12 protein-coding genes are annotated in these 14,603 nt (G+C 45.0%); 5 read left to right on the top strand and 7 right to left on the bottom strand.

Annotated elements, in window-relative coordinates; all coding sequences use genetic code 11:
* Positions 1-399 precede the first annotated feature (399 nt).
* The 7 genes from R8N46_RS12490 to R8N46_RS12460 form a co-directional block, all read right to left on the bottom strand.
* Positions 400-1,623, bottom strand: a complete 1,224-nt coding sequence (locus tag R8N46_RS12490; protein WP_064376868.1) for a tetratricopeptide repeat protein — start codon at positions 1,621-1,623, stop codon at positions 400-402.
* A gap of 9 nt (positions 1,624-1,632) precedes the next feature.
* Positions 1,633-2,265, bottom strand: coding sequence for an energy transducer TonB (locus R8N46_RS12485; RefSeq protein WP_005379353.1), 633 nt, complete (start codon positions 2,263-2,265; stop codon positions 1,633-1,635).
* Positions 2,266-2,269: 4 nt separating this feature from the next.
* Positions 2,270-2,677, bottom strand: a complete 408-nt coding sequence (locus tag R8N46_RS12480; RefSeq protein ID WP_005379359.1) for an ExbD/TolR family protein — start codon at positions 2,675-2,677, stop codon at positions 2,270-2,272.
* A gap of 25 nt (positions 2,678-2,702) precedes the next feature.
* Positions 2,703-3,230: a MotA/TolQ/ExbB proton channel family protein gene (locus R8N46_RS12475; RefSeq protein WP_005379363.1), complete on the bottom strand. Its 528-nt coding sequence runs from the start codon at positions 3,228-3,230 to the stop codon at positions 2,703-2,705.
* Positions 3,231-3,239: 9 nt separating this feature from the next.
* Positions 3,240-4,601: a MotA/TolQ/ExbB proton channel family protein gene (locus tag R8N46_RS12470; RefSeq protein ID WP_193837236.1), complete on the bottom strand. Its 1,362-nt coding sequence runs from the start codon at positions 4,599-4,601 to the stop codon at positions 3,240-3,242.
* 3 nt (positions 4,602-4,604) lie between these two features.
* Positions 4,605-5,369 (bottom strand): DUF3450 domain-containing protein, encoded by a 765-nt coding sequence (locus R8N46_RS12465; protein WP_005379365.1) that lies wholly within the window; start codon positions 5,367-5,369, stop codon positions 4,605-4,607.
* Positions 5,370-5,434: 65 nt separating this feature from the next.
* Positions 5,435-8,035 (bottom strand): TonB-dependent receptor plug domain-containing protein, encoded by a 2,601-nt coding sequence (locus R8N46_RS12460; protein ID WP_017634998.1) that lies wholly within the window; start codon positions 8,033-8,035, stop codon positions 5,435-5,437.
* 820 nt (positions 8,036-8,855) lie between these two features.
* Here R8N46_RS12460 and R8N46_RS12455 point away from each other — a divergent pair.
* From R8N46_RS12455 to R8N46_RS12435, 5 genes are read left to right on the top strand one after another with little or no spacing between them, the layout of a single operon-like run.
* Positions 8,856-9,881, top strand: coding sequence for an ABC transporter permease subunit (locus tag R8N46_RS12455; protein ID WP_005384771.1), 1,026 nt, complete (start codon positions 8,856-8,858; stop codon positions 9,879-9,881).
* Position 9,882: 1 nt separating this feature from the next.
* On the top strand, positions 9,883-10,926 hold the full coding sequence (locus R8N46_RS12450; protein WP_005379369.1) for an ABC transporter permease: 1,044 nt from the start codon (positions 9,883-9,885) through the stop codon (positions 10,924-10,926).
* A 38-nt stretch (positions 10,927-10,964) separates the two neighbouring features.
* Complete coding sequence (locus R8N46_RS12445; RefSeq protein WP_318098398.1) at positions 10,965-12,791, top strand: extracellular solute-binding protein; 1,827 nt, start codon at positions 10,965-10,967, stop codon at positions 12,789-12,791.
* 9 nt (positions 12,792-12,800) lie between these two features.
* A complete protein-coding gene (locus R8N46_RS12440; protein ID WP_005379371.1) occupies positions 12,801-13,658 on the top strand; it encodes an ABC transporter ATP-binding protein in 858 nt (285 codons plus the stop codon).
* 35 nt (positions 13,659-13,693) lie between these two features.
* The gene (locus R8N46_RS12435; RefSeq protein WP_005379372.1) at positions 13,694-14,533 is read left to right on the top strand and encodes an ABC transporter ATP-binding protein; all 840 of its coding nucleotides are present in this window, start codon (positions 13,694-13,696) and stop codon (positions 14,531-14,533) included.
* Positions 14,534-14,603: the final 70 nt, after the last annotated feature.

The following is a 14,603-nucleotide window of genomic DNA, read 5'->3' as shown; positions in this document are numbered from 1 at the left end:
GACATTCTTATAACGATAGCACTGGCATTGAGAAATCAACCACCAAAGGGGTGGATATTGGTGATAATCCCGCCAGAAAAATGGAGGCGAAGAGTATCATGATCTCTATTTTGTTACCAGTTGATCTTTCTGTCTGTGATCGTCTCAGATGAAATAGTTACTTACGCCAGAGTGTTCCTAAACAGCGAAGAAGGAGCGTGATACAGGACTTACCATCCGCGCACTCTGTTATTAAAACCATTTCTACAACCGTTTAGTGTGCTGATTTTAGGTTTAGAGTCCCGATTTGGCTTGCGTGAGTGACTCTGGTTAAAAATAGGGGTTAATAAAGATAAAACGGAAAAAAGGGGAAGCTTTCACTTCCCCAGGCGTGCGACTGACTCACACTTAATCTTCGAATTATCCTTGAGACTCTAGGAAATTTATCCAAGGGCTAACGGTTGACCTGAATTTTGGCGATTGAGCAGCGCCTTTCATCGCCTGCAAGGCCTTTTGTGGTTGCTTAAGCTCGAAATAGGCCATCCCGCGAATGTATTCAAGTTCTGCCTTTTGCTCTTTAGAGGCACTGGATGCCGCGCTTTCTACAAAACGAGTTGCTTCAGAATACTGCTTGTCTTGTATCATTAAGCGAGCAATCTGAATTTGCGTTTTAGCAGAAGGAGCGAGGTTATATGACTTTTTATAAGCGAGAATTGATTTATCTAGCTCTTTAGCTTGCTGCCAGAAACTGGCTAGGCGGTCATAGTTTTCCTTCGTCTTTTCAATGTTTCCAGCTGCCATTTCCTTGTCAAGAGTTTTGGCTGCTTTATATGGAATACCTTGATAAGCCAAGAAGTTTACAAAGCGTAAATATTCCTTCTCTCCTTCTAGTTTCCCCATTTTGTAAACCATTTCTAGGGTGGCTAGAGAGTTGCGTTCTTGACCTAGCTCCATGTAGACACCAGAAAGTTGCATCCAGTAACGCTTTTTCTGAGGGTACTTTGAAGTCAGAGTTTTGAGTACACTGGCAACGCTTTTCAGCTGGCCTAACTCGTAGTGAGATGCAACGAGAATTAAGTACCAAGACTCACTTGGGCTCTTGCTCATCGCGATGGCTTTTTTGGTTGGTGGGATTGCATTTTTGTAATCTTCCAACTGAACATAAGCGCTCGCTAACGTGATATAAGCATGAGCTTGAGGCTTCTCTTTGGTTGTTTCTGCAACCTTGAACCATTCCTTCATCGTTTTTACAGACAACGTATACTTTTCTTCAGCTAGGTAAAGCTGAGCCAAGCTGTAGCGAACTTGTTGAGCAACAGGAACGGGAAGTGCGTCGAGCTGTAATGCTTCGGCAAAGTATTTTGCTGCTTGCACATAATTGTCTTGTAGCGAATACAAAAAGCCAGTCTGCTGAAGTAAAACTGCTCGGTCGTATTTTTTCGAACTTGTGCTTTCTAAAGCGCTTGCTAGTTTTTCTTTCGCTGCTGAATATTTTTCAGTTGCGATCAACTCTTGCACTTTGTTAACGGTTCGAAATGTCCGATCTGATAACTGAGGAGCTTCTTTTGCCATCGTAGGAGCGGCCATTGCCACTCCTACGAAGAGAATTAAAGAAGCCACTTTGCTTTTCCATAAACTTTTCATCGTGACTCCTTAATTGGTTGAGAACTCTATTTCTTGCGATAGGCGCGAGCTAACAGGTTTCCCGTCAACCAATTTTGGTTTAAATGTCCATTTAGAGACTGTTTTTCTTGCCGCTCGACCGAGGCCTAAGCGTCGTGGTTGCTCTTTAAGAACTTTGATGTCCTCTACGGCACCACGTGCGTTGACAGTAAACTCTAATAAGACGACCCCTTTTTCTATTCCTGCTTTCGCAGCTTTCCTAGGCATTTGAGGTTGGAATGTCGCTAGAGGTGTTGGACCTCCGCTACCCGCGAGTTGCGCACCTCCACCCTGGCTATAATGTCCAAGCACCGAACCACCTGTAACATTTACGGGTAGGTCAAGCTTTGGCATATCCATTGGGGTCTGCTCCATCACCGGTTTTACTGTCGCTGTCACTTTCATTTCTGGCGGCGGCGGCGGACGCTTAGGCGGTGGTGGCTTTGGAAGTTCGCGTTTTTTCTCCTGTATTTTTTCGTCTGGTTTAATGCGAATAAACTCGACCATACGCAGGTCATCATTCGACACTAACTCGTGGCGCTCTTTGTTTACTAGCTTGTCCATCCCCCAGAACAACCCGAGGGAGACAATGAGCGCCAGTGCAATTGAGGCCAGATACCGCATAAGCTTAATCCTTATTGGTTGCGGCAATGGAGATGCTTTCTACACCTGCCATTTTGATCTGGTCCATAACCTTCACGACTACGCCAGCATTTGCTTCTGTGTCGGCTTGGATAACAACTGCGCCATCAGGGCTTTCTGCACGAAGACGTTCAATATTCGCGCGAACCGCGTCCACTTCGATGCGGCGTTTATCAACCCAAACATCACCCGCCGCACCAACTGCGACCATGATGTTACCTTTTTTCACGGTTTGCGCAGAGCTTGCCGTCGGGCGGTTTACTTCTAGACCAGCTTCTTTTACGAACGATGTTGTTACGATAAAGAAGATCAACATGATGAATACGATGTCGAGCATCGGTGTCATATCGATAGCGGTTTCATCACTGCTATCACTGCTATAGCGTCTTTTCATGACCTATACCTCTAATTCCATTTACTCAGGCAATATGCTTTAGCTTATCTTCCAGCTTTTGCGTTGTGACTTTGGCTAAATGATCAAGACGTGAACTAAAGAACAGTCCTGATAGAGAAGCCACCATCCCGGCTAACGTTGGGATTGTTGCCTTTGAGATCCCCGAGGCCATTGCTCGAGGGCTTCCTGTTCCTGTTACCGCTAAGATGTCGAATACTTGGATCATGCCAACAACGGTGCCGAGCAAACCCAGTAAGGGACAAAGCGCAATCAACACTTTCACGATTGGCAGGCCCTTTTTATTCTCAATGTCCTGACGAGAAACAATTTCTTGTCGGATCATCTTAGCGTTCCAGCTCTGGTGCTCTGATCGCCCCTGCCATGAGCCAACGGCTTTTTTCATGGCTTTTGGAGCGACGGCAGCAAAATAGAACCAACGTTCTAACAATACTGCCCAAAGCATAAAGCTGAGGATGAAGATGGCGACGAGTACATCGCCACCCATTCCCAAGAAGCGCCTAATTGATTCAAGTTCTCCAACTAACCACCACATAACGCCTCCTTAGCTTTCGGCTTTATGTAGTTTTTCCTGATAGCGAGCGATGAAGCCTGCACTCTGTTCTTCAAGAGTTTGAACCAAACGACGACCTTTACTGTGTACGATGGTGTACAGGAACAGTAGAGGAATTGCGACAACCAGACCAAGCATCGTAGTAACAAGTGCTTCAGAGATACCGCCAGCCATTAGCTTAGGATCACCTGTACCAAATAGTGTGATTGCTTGGAACGTACCGATCATACCCATAACCGTACCCAGTAGACCTAGAAGTGGTGCAACAGAAGCGAACAGTTTGATTGAGCTGATAAAGCGTTCAATGCTCGGTGCGTTACGTAGGATGATTTCGTCCAGTTTCGCTTCCAGATCTTCAAGGTTGTCACCTTTGTGTTCTTGGTAAGCTTGGATAACTTCACCCAGAGGGTTACCAGGAATCACGGTTTCTGATTTCGCTTGCTTACGCATTTTACCGCCAATCACTTGAAGGCGTAGGAAGCAAACTAGAGCAATGATAGCGCCAACTGCACCCATACCAAGGATGACGTAACCTACAATGCCACCTTGATCAATACGTTCTTGAACGGTTGGGCTTTGTACAAGTAGAGACAGAATTACACCACGGGATGGGTCAATAAACAGTGGCTCATAGCTGTTTGACGCTGACTCAAAGCCCGCAACATGACGTGTAATATTGGTGCGAGGCTGTCGAGAGAGTTCTTCGAACTTACCTGTTTGAGGTACATAAGTAACGTACTTACCATCGGCAATCGCGTTAAATTCACCGACAAGAGTAACATCGCGAACCGCTTCTTTACCTTCGCCATAAACAACCGTTGCTTGGGTTGTTGCTGTCTCGCCTGAGGCAACCACTTGTTGAAGAATGGTATGCCAGAATGCTTCTAGCTCTTGTGTTGATGGCAGTTCTTTACTTTCAGCCAGTTTCGTTAGTAGCGCGTCACGCTCTGGGAACTGAACTGCGTTTTGAGAGGCTGCAAATAAGCCTTTAAACTCGCCCGCATATTGGCGGACCACACCAAACATTTCGCCCAAAGTACCAGAGCGAACACGTAAGGTTTCTGTTAGTTCAGTCAGCTGCTTATCGTTTTCATCAAATGTCGCTTTAAGTTGATCGCCCAGTGCTTGCTGTGAAGCTAGCTCTTCACGAGCCTGTTGCAATAATGCTGCTTGCTTATCTCGGTTGTTCTTGAACTCAGCTTCACGGGCTTTGTTCTCTTTTGACTCAACGATGCTTTCTGATTTTACGTTTTTGAGTAGTTCAGATAGGTTTTTAGGCGTTTCTGCTTGTACGCCTGAAGCCATAAATAAGCTCGCTAGTAGACCAACGGCTAGAGTTTTGAATCCTTTCATCTCTTATTCCTCCCCAGCATATACAGGCAATTTGATTAGCGCTGGTGGCGCTTGCTTCTTCGCGATTCGAAGGCCTTGCTGTACCGCTATGCGGTAGCTTTCCGGTAATGTTTCCCATTGACGTGTTTGTTGGTTCCACATACCTGTCTCACCACCGTCTGGAGATTGGAATAAAAGCGCCGTGCGACCAATACGTAGGAAATCGTAAGTCACGGTTTCCCCATTTCTATCTAGGCTAGCTTTGTAAGATTCAATTGAGCGAGAGAAGCCTTCTTCAATTTGGTAGGCTTCCATCACTTTACGGAATTTCTCAGAAGTCGTTACGTCGGCGCGATCCATGAGACGACGCAGTTCTTGGACACGTTTATTACGTTCTTTTTTCTGGAAAGGCAGATCGAGAGTCACAAACTCATCGAGTGCATCGATCATTTTAAGTGTTAGTGGCACTACTTCTGTTGCCGTTTGATCGATCTGAGCAATTTGGTTATTTAATGAGTCCAATTCACCTTGCTGTGATTGAACCATACGATTAATTTGCTCGTTGTAGACTTTCATGCTGTCGATTTGACGTAGTAAGCCTTTGTATTCTGCCAACATGCCTTCAGTACTTTCGGCATAATTGTCGATTTTTTGTTGCGAAGCTTCTGAAGATTGATTTGCTTTTGCTTGTGTGGAAACGACAGCACCAGAGTTGGCCGCTATAGAGCTACTACTGATAGTAAGCAATGCTGCAGCTATGGCACTGAGACCAAATTCCTTGAATTTCATGGTTGCATCCTTGTCAGTGTTTTAGTCAGTCGAAAAGGGCGCGGAAAACCCGCGCCAAATATTTTTTAGAAGTCGTATGATGCCTCGACGTATAGCTGACGTCCGATTGGATCGTCATACCCAGTTGCATAGAATGGAGAGGTATCGCTTAGAGGATCTGCAGGCGGTACTTTGTCAAACATGTTGATAGCACCAAGAGTTACACGACCACTCTCGTTGAATTGGTAAGAAGCCGTTAGGTTCCACGTTGTCATACTAGCGATTTCTGCTTTGTAACCCGCTTTTTTAGCAGAATCACAGTCATCAAAGTAGTAACGGTTTGCGTAGCTTGAACACATACGGTCGCGGTATTTACCAAATAGGTTGATAGCGACATCTTCATATGCCCAGCCAAGATTTAACGTTGCGGTGTATTCAGGCATGAAATCTCTTTCATCCGTTACAGGCTCGCTGTCGTTTTCTTGATATTCAGCAATCAAGATCTTCGTTACAGCAACACGCGTGTTAAATGAACCGAACTCATTAGTGTCGTATGCGTATTTGATCGCTAGGTCAATACCAGAACGCTCTTCATACGACTGGTTCACTGGACCATAGGATACCGACTTGATGGTGCCATCTGGGTTACGAACGACTTCAGTACCTGGGTATTTACCTGGATCGTTAATTACATCTTGGTAAGTTGGTGCAGTTACGACGTCTTCCATCTTGATGTGGTACCAGTCAACGGTTACACCAAGATCATCCACAGGCTCCCACGCTAGGCCCAAGTTAATGTTTGTACTTGTTTCTTCTTTCAGCTCTGAGTTAGGGCCATTAAGCGTATCGAAGTACTGAGTATCACACTCTGGGTACTTGTCTTTATCTTGTGGGCCGCTACCACCAGCGTTGGCACAAAGCACAGGGTCAAAACCAGAACCAAAGCCTCGAGTTTGATCACCAAATAGTCGCTTCAAGTCCGGAGCTCGGAAGCCTAGACCGTAGCTACCACGTAGCAATAGGGTGTCAGTAGGACGGTATGCTAGGGCTACTTTAGGAGTGAATGCGCCGCCAGTTGCCGAGTCGTCGAAGTAGTGGTCGTAACGACCAGCGACAGTCATTTCTAAATCTTCAATGATAGGAATAAGAGCTTCAACACCAAGACCAATCTGATCGCGGTCACCGCCGCCTGATGTTCCACCTAGACCAGAGAAACCACCAGCTGCTGTTGTAGCATCAATCGTCTCATTGTAGTCAGTACGGTTCCATTCACCATAAACAGCAAAGCCAGACATACCTGCAGGAAGTTCAACCAAATCACCAGCCAGTGAGCCGTTAACAGAGTAAAGCTTTGAGTAAGCTTCTTTGCTTGAAGTGCCGCTGTATTTGTCTACAACGTCTTGTGAGATAGGCCCTAGAAGATCGACATCACCATTTTGTACAGCTTGGTCGAGAGTTAGAAAGATTGCTGGGTTGCTTGTTTCAACGCTTTGCTCAGAGTAACCAGCGGATAGGTCCCAATCATACGTATCAGCAAGCAGGCCGTTCAAGCCTAAGGTTAAGCCAAAAGAATCGGCTTCAGTGTTACTTTCGCGTGGTCCAAATTCGACCATACGGCGAGTGTATTCGCCTTCGCCGCGGAAGTGAGTGGCATCAACTTCAACGCTGTAAGGGTTAGGTTCGAATTCAGATTCTGTAGACTTGTAGCCAAAACGGGCTTCTGCCATGGCAGTGACATTGTCGTTAATGTCCATTTCACCACGTAAAAGTAGGTCTACTTGTTTGTTTTCTGGTTTTAATGTTCGGTATGCAGAGCGGTTAACACCACACTTCCCATCCGCTCGTTCAATCGCGGCATCACCAACGACTTCTTTACATGAAGAACCAGCATCAGCTGGTGTTAGAAGTGTTCCGTTGGCGCCTTCAAAGTTTGCACCGTAGCTAGAGTAGCCACTTAGCTGAGAACGGCTAGAACCGTCATCGCCAGCCCAATCATCTCGGTCAGATTGCTTTAGCATTTCGTTGCCCGCAAATTGGCCAACGAAGAGAATACGTTTGTCGTCAAAGTTTTTGCCAGCTACAACGTCTAAACGACCATTTTGGTAACCACCATCCGTCGCGTCACCCGCGCGTACTTTTACAGAAACGCCATCAAAGTCTTTCTTTAAAATGAAGTTTACGACACCACCGATTGCGTCGGAGCCGTAGATAGCAGAACCTGAGTCGGTCATTACTTCAACACGCTCAATAGCGGCGACAGGGATTTGGCCGATATCTTGGAAGTTAGATGTACCATCTTGTGCTAGCGGGTATTGAGGAAGACGACGGCCATCAATAAGAATCAATGTGCGTGACGCGCCAAGGCCACGTAAGTTGACTGACTGCGCTGCTGGTGTAAACGAGAAAGAGTCTGTTTGAGCCATTACACCACCTGTGTTTTGGGTCAAACTGTTCAATACGTCTTGCGCGCTGTTAAAGCCTTTAGACTCAATGTCTTTACTATTAATAACAGTAACTGGTGAAGGACCTTCCATATCCGTCGTGGAGATACGCGAACCAGTAACTTTCATCTTTTGAAGTTTTTCAACTTGCTGCTCTTCTGCCAGTGCTGTTGCTGGGGCTGCAACTGCTGCTGTCCCCAAAGCAAGGCTTATCGCAACAGATAAAGCGGTTGTGTTTTTATACATCCTTGTTGCTCCGATTATTATTATTTCCTATGTCTGGCCGCATAGCGGCCAAATGTGACGTTAATATTTCGTTAACGTTCGGCCAATGTATAACCGAGATGAAAAAAGGAAGTCAAACCAGTGGTAAACGGGGATGCTTAAATGTAAAAAAGATGTGAACGACTGGGCTTTGTTAAAAAGGCGGAATAAAAAACCGAATAAAGTTTATGAATCGATATTAAATTTCAATAAAACACCGTATTTTGTGTTTCTTATAAACTTTAATGACTTATCTTGCCTATGGTTTTTTAGTGGGTAATTGAATCTGGAAAAAGATATTTTTCCAGTGAATTGTTCTGAGATGAGTTTTATATCGAATCCATACTTTGTTAGCTCGAACTTATTAGGTGGTATCAAAATATGATACCCATTGCGGTTAAAGGGCTCACTCGTATTTTTAGGTCAAATATAACCTTGGATTATGTGTCTATTTATGTGTGTAGGGTGCATTTTTATGTAGGGTTTTGGCTCTAAACAGCCTAGATTGATATTCTGTATGAATTATTTTTGTGGTTTTTTATAATTTTTTACAAAAACATTTCTGTTTTTCGACATCGAAGGAAGTTTGTCATGTTTTGGTTTCAAACACTTGAAGCTGATGTGGATTCAAGATAAATATGACGCTGAAATTATTGCAGTAGTAGAAAAGTCTAGCTCTTGAGGCGCAGGGAGTGTGCTTCAACAGTTTTAGTTACTACGAGATAAATATGCACCATTTTGGGCGGAAAATATCCTCTTTCACTCCGTTTGAACTGGACAGTAGACAAGGAGCAAGTTGTATATGCTGTCGTACTTTTTACGCCGTTTGGCGTTGGTTATCCCAACGTTTCTCGGGATAACTATTCTCATCTTTGCTATCACTCGTTTCGTGCCTGGCGGACCTGTTGAACGCATGTTGTCACAAATGCAGTCCCAGGGGGACGGCGCCGCATCAATGACGTCTGCGGGTGGTAATACGGCCCTTTCTGACGATCAAATCGCGGAGCTGAATGCGTTTTATGGCCTGGATAAACCTGTAACGGAAGCGTACGTCGAGTGGTTAAGTCGTTTGGTAATGCTAGATCTTGGCGAGTCGACGCGTTACTACGAGCCTGTCTCGGACATGATCGCAGAGCGTTTGCCAGTGTCGTTGTTTTATGGCGGCATGACCTTCTTTATTAGTTATTTTATCTCGATTCCTCTTGGTTACTATAAGGCGCTCAAGCACGGTTCTGTGTTTGATTCCGCTTCTTCAGTACTCATTTTCGTAGGCTACGCGCTACCAGGTTATGTGGTGGGTGTATTGCTGATCACGTTATTTAGTTATCACTTGGAATGGTTTCCGATGGGAGGCTTTGTCGGCGATGACTTCGACGATTACGAAACCTTCTTTGAACGCGCTAAAGACATTATGTGGCATGCGGTGTTGCCTTTGATCTGTTACCTCATTGGTGATTTTGCCACGCTGACGATGACAATGAAAAATAACCTGATGGAAAACCTTTCCTCAGATTACATCCGCACCGCAATTGCGAAAGGATTACCTTTCAAAAAAGCAGTTCGTAAGCACGCGTTGCGTAACAGCTTAATTCCAATCGCGAGTCACTTTGGTAACTCTTTGTTGTTCTTCATGACCGGTGCCTTCCTGATTGAAGTTATCTTCAATATTGATGGCATTGGCTTATTGGGTTACGAATCAATCATGGAGCGTGATTACCCTGTTGTTATGGGTATTGTCGCCATTAATGCGTTGTTACTGCTCATTGGTAACATCATTTCAGATATTTGTGTTGCTTTAGTCGACCCACGTGTGAAGTTTGGAGCGTAACATGATTAAAGTTAGTCCATTAACTCAAAAGAAAATTCGTCACTTTAAAGAGATCAAACGAGGCTATTGGTCGTTTGTTGCTCTTTCTATCATGTTGATCCTTTCTCTATTCGCCGAACTTTTGATTAACAGTAAAGCGCTAGTCGTCAAGTACGATGGTAGCTACTATTTTCCTGTTGTCAGTGACGTACGTTTAGGTAGCGAATTCGGCCAAGAGTCATCCAGCGAAGCGGATTATCGCGTACTGCAAAAAGCGTTTGAGGCCGAAGGGGGCGACAACTTTGTTATTTTGCCGCTTGTGCCATGGAACCCATATGAACAAGATTTTAGTGGTGATTTCCCGCCAACAGCACCTAGCGCCGAAAATAAGCATTATTTAGGTACAGATGTGATAGGTCGCGATATTTTGGCGCGACTTGTCTACGGATTCAGAACGGCTATGGGATTTGCGTTGCTTACGATGGCCATTTCCTACGCGATCGGTACTGCAGTCGGTTGTGCTATGGGTTTTTGGGGCGGTAAATTTGACTTGTTTGTACAGCGACTTATCGAAATCTGGTCAATGGTCCCGTTTTTGTACGTCATTATGATTCTTGTTTCAATCGTTCAACCGACGTTTGCTCTCTTTGTCGCTATTAACGTGCTTTTCACTTGGATGGGGATGACATGGTACATGCGGACCATGACCTATAAAGAAGCGGCACGAGAATACGTAATGGCGGCTCGTGCTTTAGGGGCATCGACTGGACGTATCTTGTTTAATCACATCTTGCCAAATACGATGGTGATGATTGTAACCCTAGCGCCTTTCACTATTGCAGCTAACATCACAGCACTGACTGCTCTCGATTACCTAGGCTTAGGCTTGATGCCACCAACGCCAAGTTGGGGTGAACTACTGCAACAAGGTAAGTCAAACTTAGATTCGCCATGGATTGTTGCGTCAGTAGTGACTTCTATTGTTCTGGTTCTGGTGATGGTGACCTTTATTGGTGAAGCCATTCGAGCGGCTTTCGACCCGAAAAAATTCACACGCTATGTTTAAGCGAGCATTGTGAGCAAAACATAAAAAAGGGAAGTTTTATGAAGAAATTATTTTTAGCGTCCACGCTGAGCGCCCTGAGTTTTGGTGCAATGTCAGCAACGCTTCCGACTGACTTAAACTGGCAAACAAACTGGGATGAGCCTCAATATGGTTCGCCAGAAGCGAAACGTGGAGGGACTTATCGCACCTTTATGTCAAGTTTCCCGCAGACGTTACGTAGTGTTGGTCCAGACGCTAATGCAGGGCTACGTTCTTTTATCTTAGATGAAACACCAGGCTTGGTGGTCCGCCACCCAGATACTTTAGAGTTTATCCCTGAGCTTGCTAACGAGTGGGCGTTAGCAGGTGACAACAAAACGGTCTATTTCAAACTCAACCCAGAAGCTAAATGGTCGGACGGCAAGCCTGTGACTGCCGACGATTTTGTATTCATGCTTAAGTTTTATCGTTCTAAGGATATCCTAGAGCCTTGGTACAACGATTATTACAACAAAACCATTGCGGACGTTATTAAGTACGACACTCATACGTTTGCTGTTAAGGCGGCGAAAGAGTTTAATCCGGAAGAGTTGCTGTTACGAATGGGGGCCCTGCGCCCACGTCCCGCACATTTTTATGCTAACCCTTCAAAAGATGAAAATGGTGACGGTATACATGACAACTTTGTCCGCTACTACAATTTTAAAAGTGAACCAACGACCAGTGCATACTACCTAGATGACATTAAAAAAGGTAAAAGTGTGACCTTCAAACATGTCGGTGAAGACTGGTGGGGTTACAGCAATAAGTATTATCAACATCGCTATAATGTCGACAAAATCCGCATCACAGTGATTCGCGACAGTGATATCGCGATGAAGCACTTTGAGAAAGGGAAGCTGGACGCATTTGGTCTTGTTTTACCAAGCTTATGGCATGATAAATCGAATACGGAACCTTACCAAAAGGGATACATTCAAAAGTTCTGGGGTTACAACCAATTTCCAGTTGGGGCTGGTGGTGTATGGATAAACACCGCGATGCCTTTGCTGGATGATTTAAATATTCGCAAGGGCATTACTTACGCGATTGACTTTGATGGCATGATAGAGAATGTCATGCGTGGCGACTACTCCCGTAAACCGAACCCGACCGGTTATGGTCATGGTAAATACACCCTACCAGATGCTAAGGCACCGAAGTTTGATCCCGCAAAAGCGGCCGAGGCATTCGAAGCCGCAGGCTTTAACAAAATTGGTTCTGATGGTATTCGTGTCAATGATAAAGGTGAGCGCTTAAGCTTCGAGCTGACCTACGGAACACCTGTTCATACTCCTCGTATTGCATTTTTGCGTGAGCAAGCCAAGCTAGCAGGGCTGGATATTGAGCTCAAGTTAGTTGATGGCTCATCCATGTTCAAATACGTACGTGAGAAAAAGCACGATTTGGCTTTCTTAGATATGGGTACGTCTGAGATCCCAACGTATTGGGAGTATTTCCATTCAGTCAATGCGAACAAGCCGCAAACTAATTCTTTCACAAACTACAGCACGCCAGAGCTGGATGAAAAGATCATCGAGTATCGTTTTGGCATGGATATGGATAAAAAGATCCAGCTAGGTCATGAGATTCAGCGTGACATCATTGATGCTCACGTTATCGTCCCAGGCTACATGGTTCCTTATGTCCGCTATGGTCACTGGCGCTGGTTAAAGTTTCCAGATAAGCCAATGAATCGCATGACAGAGGCGCTGTTCAGTGGTGCAATCATAGGCGATGGCACTTACTGGATTGATAGTGATATCAAAAAAGAAACGAAACAAGCGATGAAGTCAGGCAAAGCTTTTGAACCTGTTGTTGTCGTAGATGACACTTATAAGCTGTAAGGATTGGTTATGGAAAACGATGTAATCCTAAGTGTTAAAGATCTCGAAGTTGAATTTACCACCGATGATGGGCCAGTGAAGGTTCTGCATGGTGTGAACTTTGATGTGAGAGCTGGACGTACACTCGGTCTGGTGGGAGAGTCAGGTAGTGGTAAGAGCGTAACCTCAATGTCGATCATGGGGCTATTACCTAAGCCATATGGCAACATTATCAAAGGTGAAGTGAATTATCGCGGCACCAACCTAGTTGATTTGCCTGCGGAAGAGATGTACGCCATGCGTGGCGATCGCATTTCGATCATCTTCCAAGACCCGATGACGGCGCTCAACCCAGTGCACACCATTGGTCGTCAAATATGTGAAGTGCTTGAGCTCCATCGACCTGAGCTCGACAAAAAGGAGCGGGAGGCGTACTCGATTGAAATGCTGGCAAAAGTAAAAATTCCAATGCCAGAGAAGCGATTGAATGAGTATCCCCATAACCTATCTGGTGGTATGCGCCAGCGTGTCATGATCGCGATGGCATTGGCCTGTAAGCCGGATATTCTGATTTGTGATGAACCGACTACAGCGTTGGATGTTACGGTTCAGGCGTCTATCCTTGAACTGATGAACGAGCTTCAGGAAGAAACGGGCATGGCGATGATCTTCATCACTCACGATCTCGGGGTTGTGGCAGAAGTGTGTGATGATGTTGCCGTGATGTATGGCGGGCGTATTGTCGAAAAAGCAGAAATTTTTGAGTTGTTTGATAACCCACAGCACCCATATACAGAGCGTTTGATGGGGTTGATGCCGAGCTTAGATAATGAGCCAAAGCAGATGATCGATATCAAGCCTATTGATGCCAGTATGTTTGCCAGTTAACTGAGCAAAGTGAACCAGTCATAAAAGAGGATGTTATGGCAAAAGAAGTATTAAGAATTGAAAATCTTAAGCAGCACTTTGTTTCTGGTAAAGGGCTGTTCAAGAAAGGCTACACCATCAAAGCGGTAGACGGGGTTTCACTGTCTGTTTCTGAAGGTGAAACACTGGGGCTAGTTGGTGAGTCAGGTTGTGGTAAAAGCACCCTTGGTCGCACGATCTTAAAGTTATATGAGCCAACAGAAGGTAAGATTTTCTTTGAAGGTAAAGACATCACTAAATTGTCTGTTAAAGAGATGCGCTCGCTGCGTAAAGACATGCAAATCGTCTTTCAAGACCCAATGGAGTCACTCAATCAGCGTCATACCATCGGTATGATTCTGGAAGAACCGTTTGTTATTCATAAAATTGGCACGCCAACAGAGCGTAAACAGTGGGTAAAAGAGCTTTTAATCAAAGTGGGATTACCAGAAACGGCAGTAAACCGTTATCCACATGAATTTTCAGGCGGACAACGGCAGCGTATCGGTATTGCTCGCGCGATTGCATTGAAGCCTAAACTACTGATTTGTGATGAATCGGTATCTGCGTTAGATGTGTCGGTACAGGCGCAAATCTTGAACCTATTGCTACAACTGCAACAAGAAATGAATTTGGCGATCATATTTATCTCTCACGATCTCTCGGTGGTGAAACATGTCTCTGACAAAGTTGCCGTGATGTATTTTGGTAAAGTGGTAGAAGCAGGCAGCGCTAAAGAAATTTATGCAAACCCGCAAAACGAATACACCAAAAAACTCCTATCTGCGATTCCGATCACTCACCCTAAATATCGGAAGAAAAAGCGCGTAGCTGAAAAAAAGCAGCAAGTGGCGTAAGTGATGCCACAGGTCCTATAACACAAAAGCGCTCCGCCAAATAAGCGGAGCGTTTTTATAAGCAAATGCC

The sequence above is a fragment of the Vibrio sp. 1874 genome (assembly GCF_033344395.1).
In the GTDB taxonomy this organism is placed as follows: Bacteria; Pseudomonadota; Gammaproteobacteria; order Enterobacterales; family Vibrionaceae; genus Vibrio; species Vibrio alginolyticus.
This window is presented reverse-complemented; position numbering and strand designations above follow the sequence as displayed.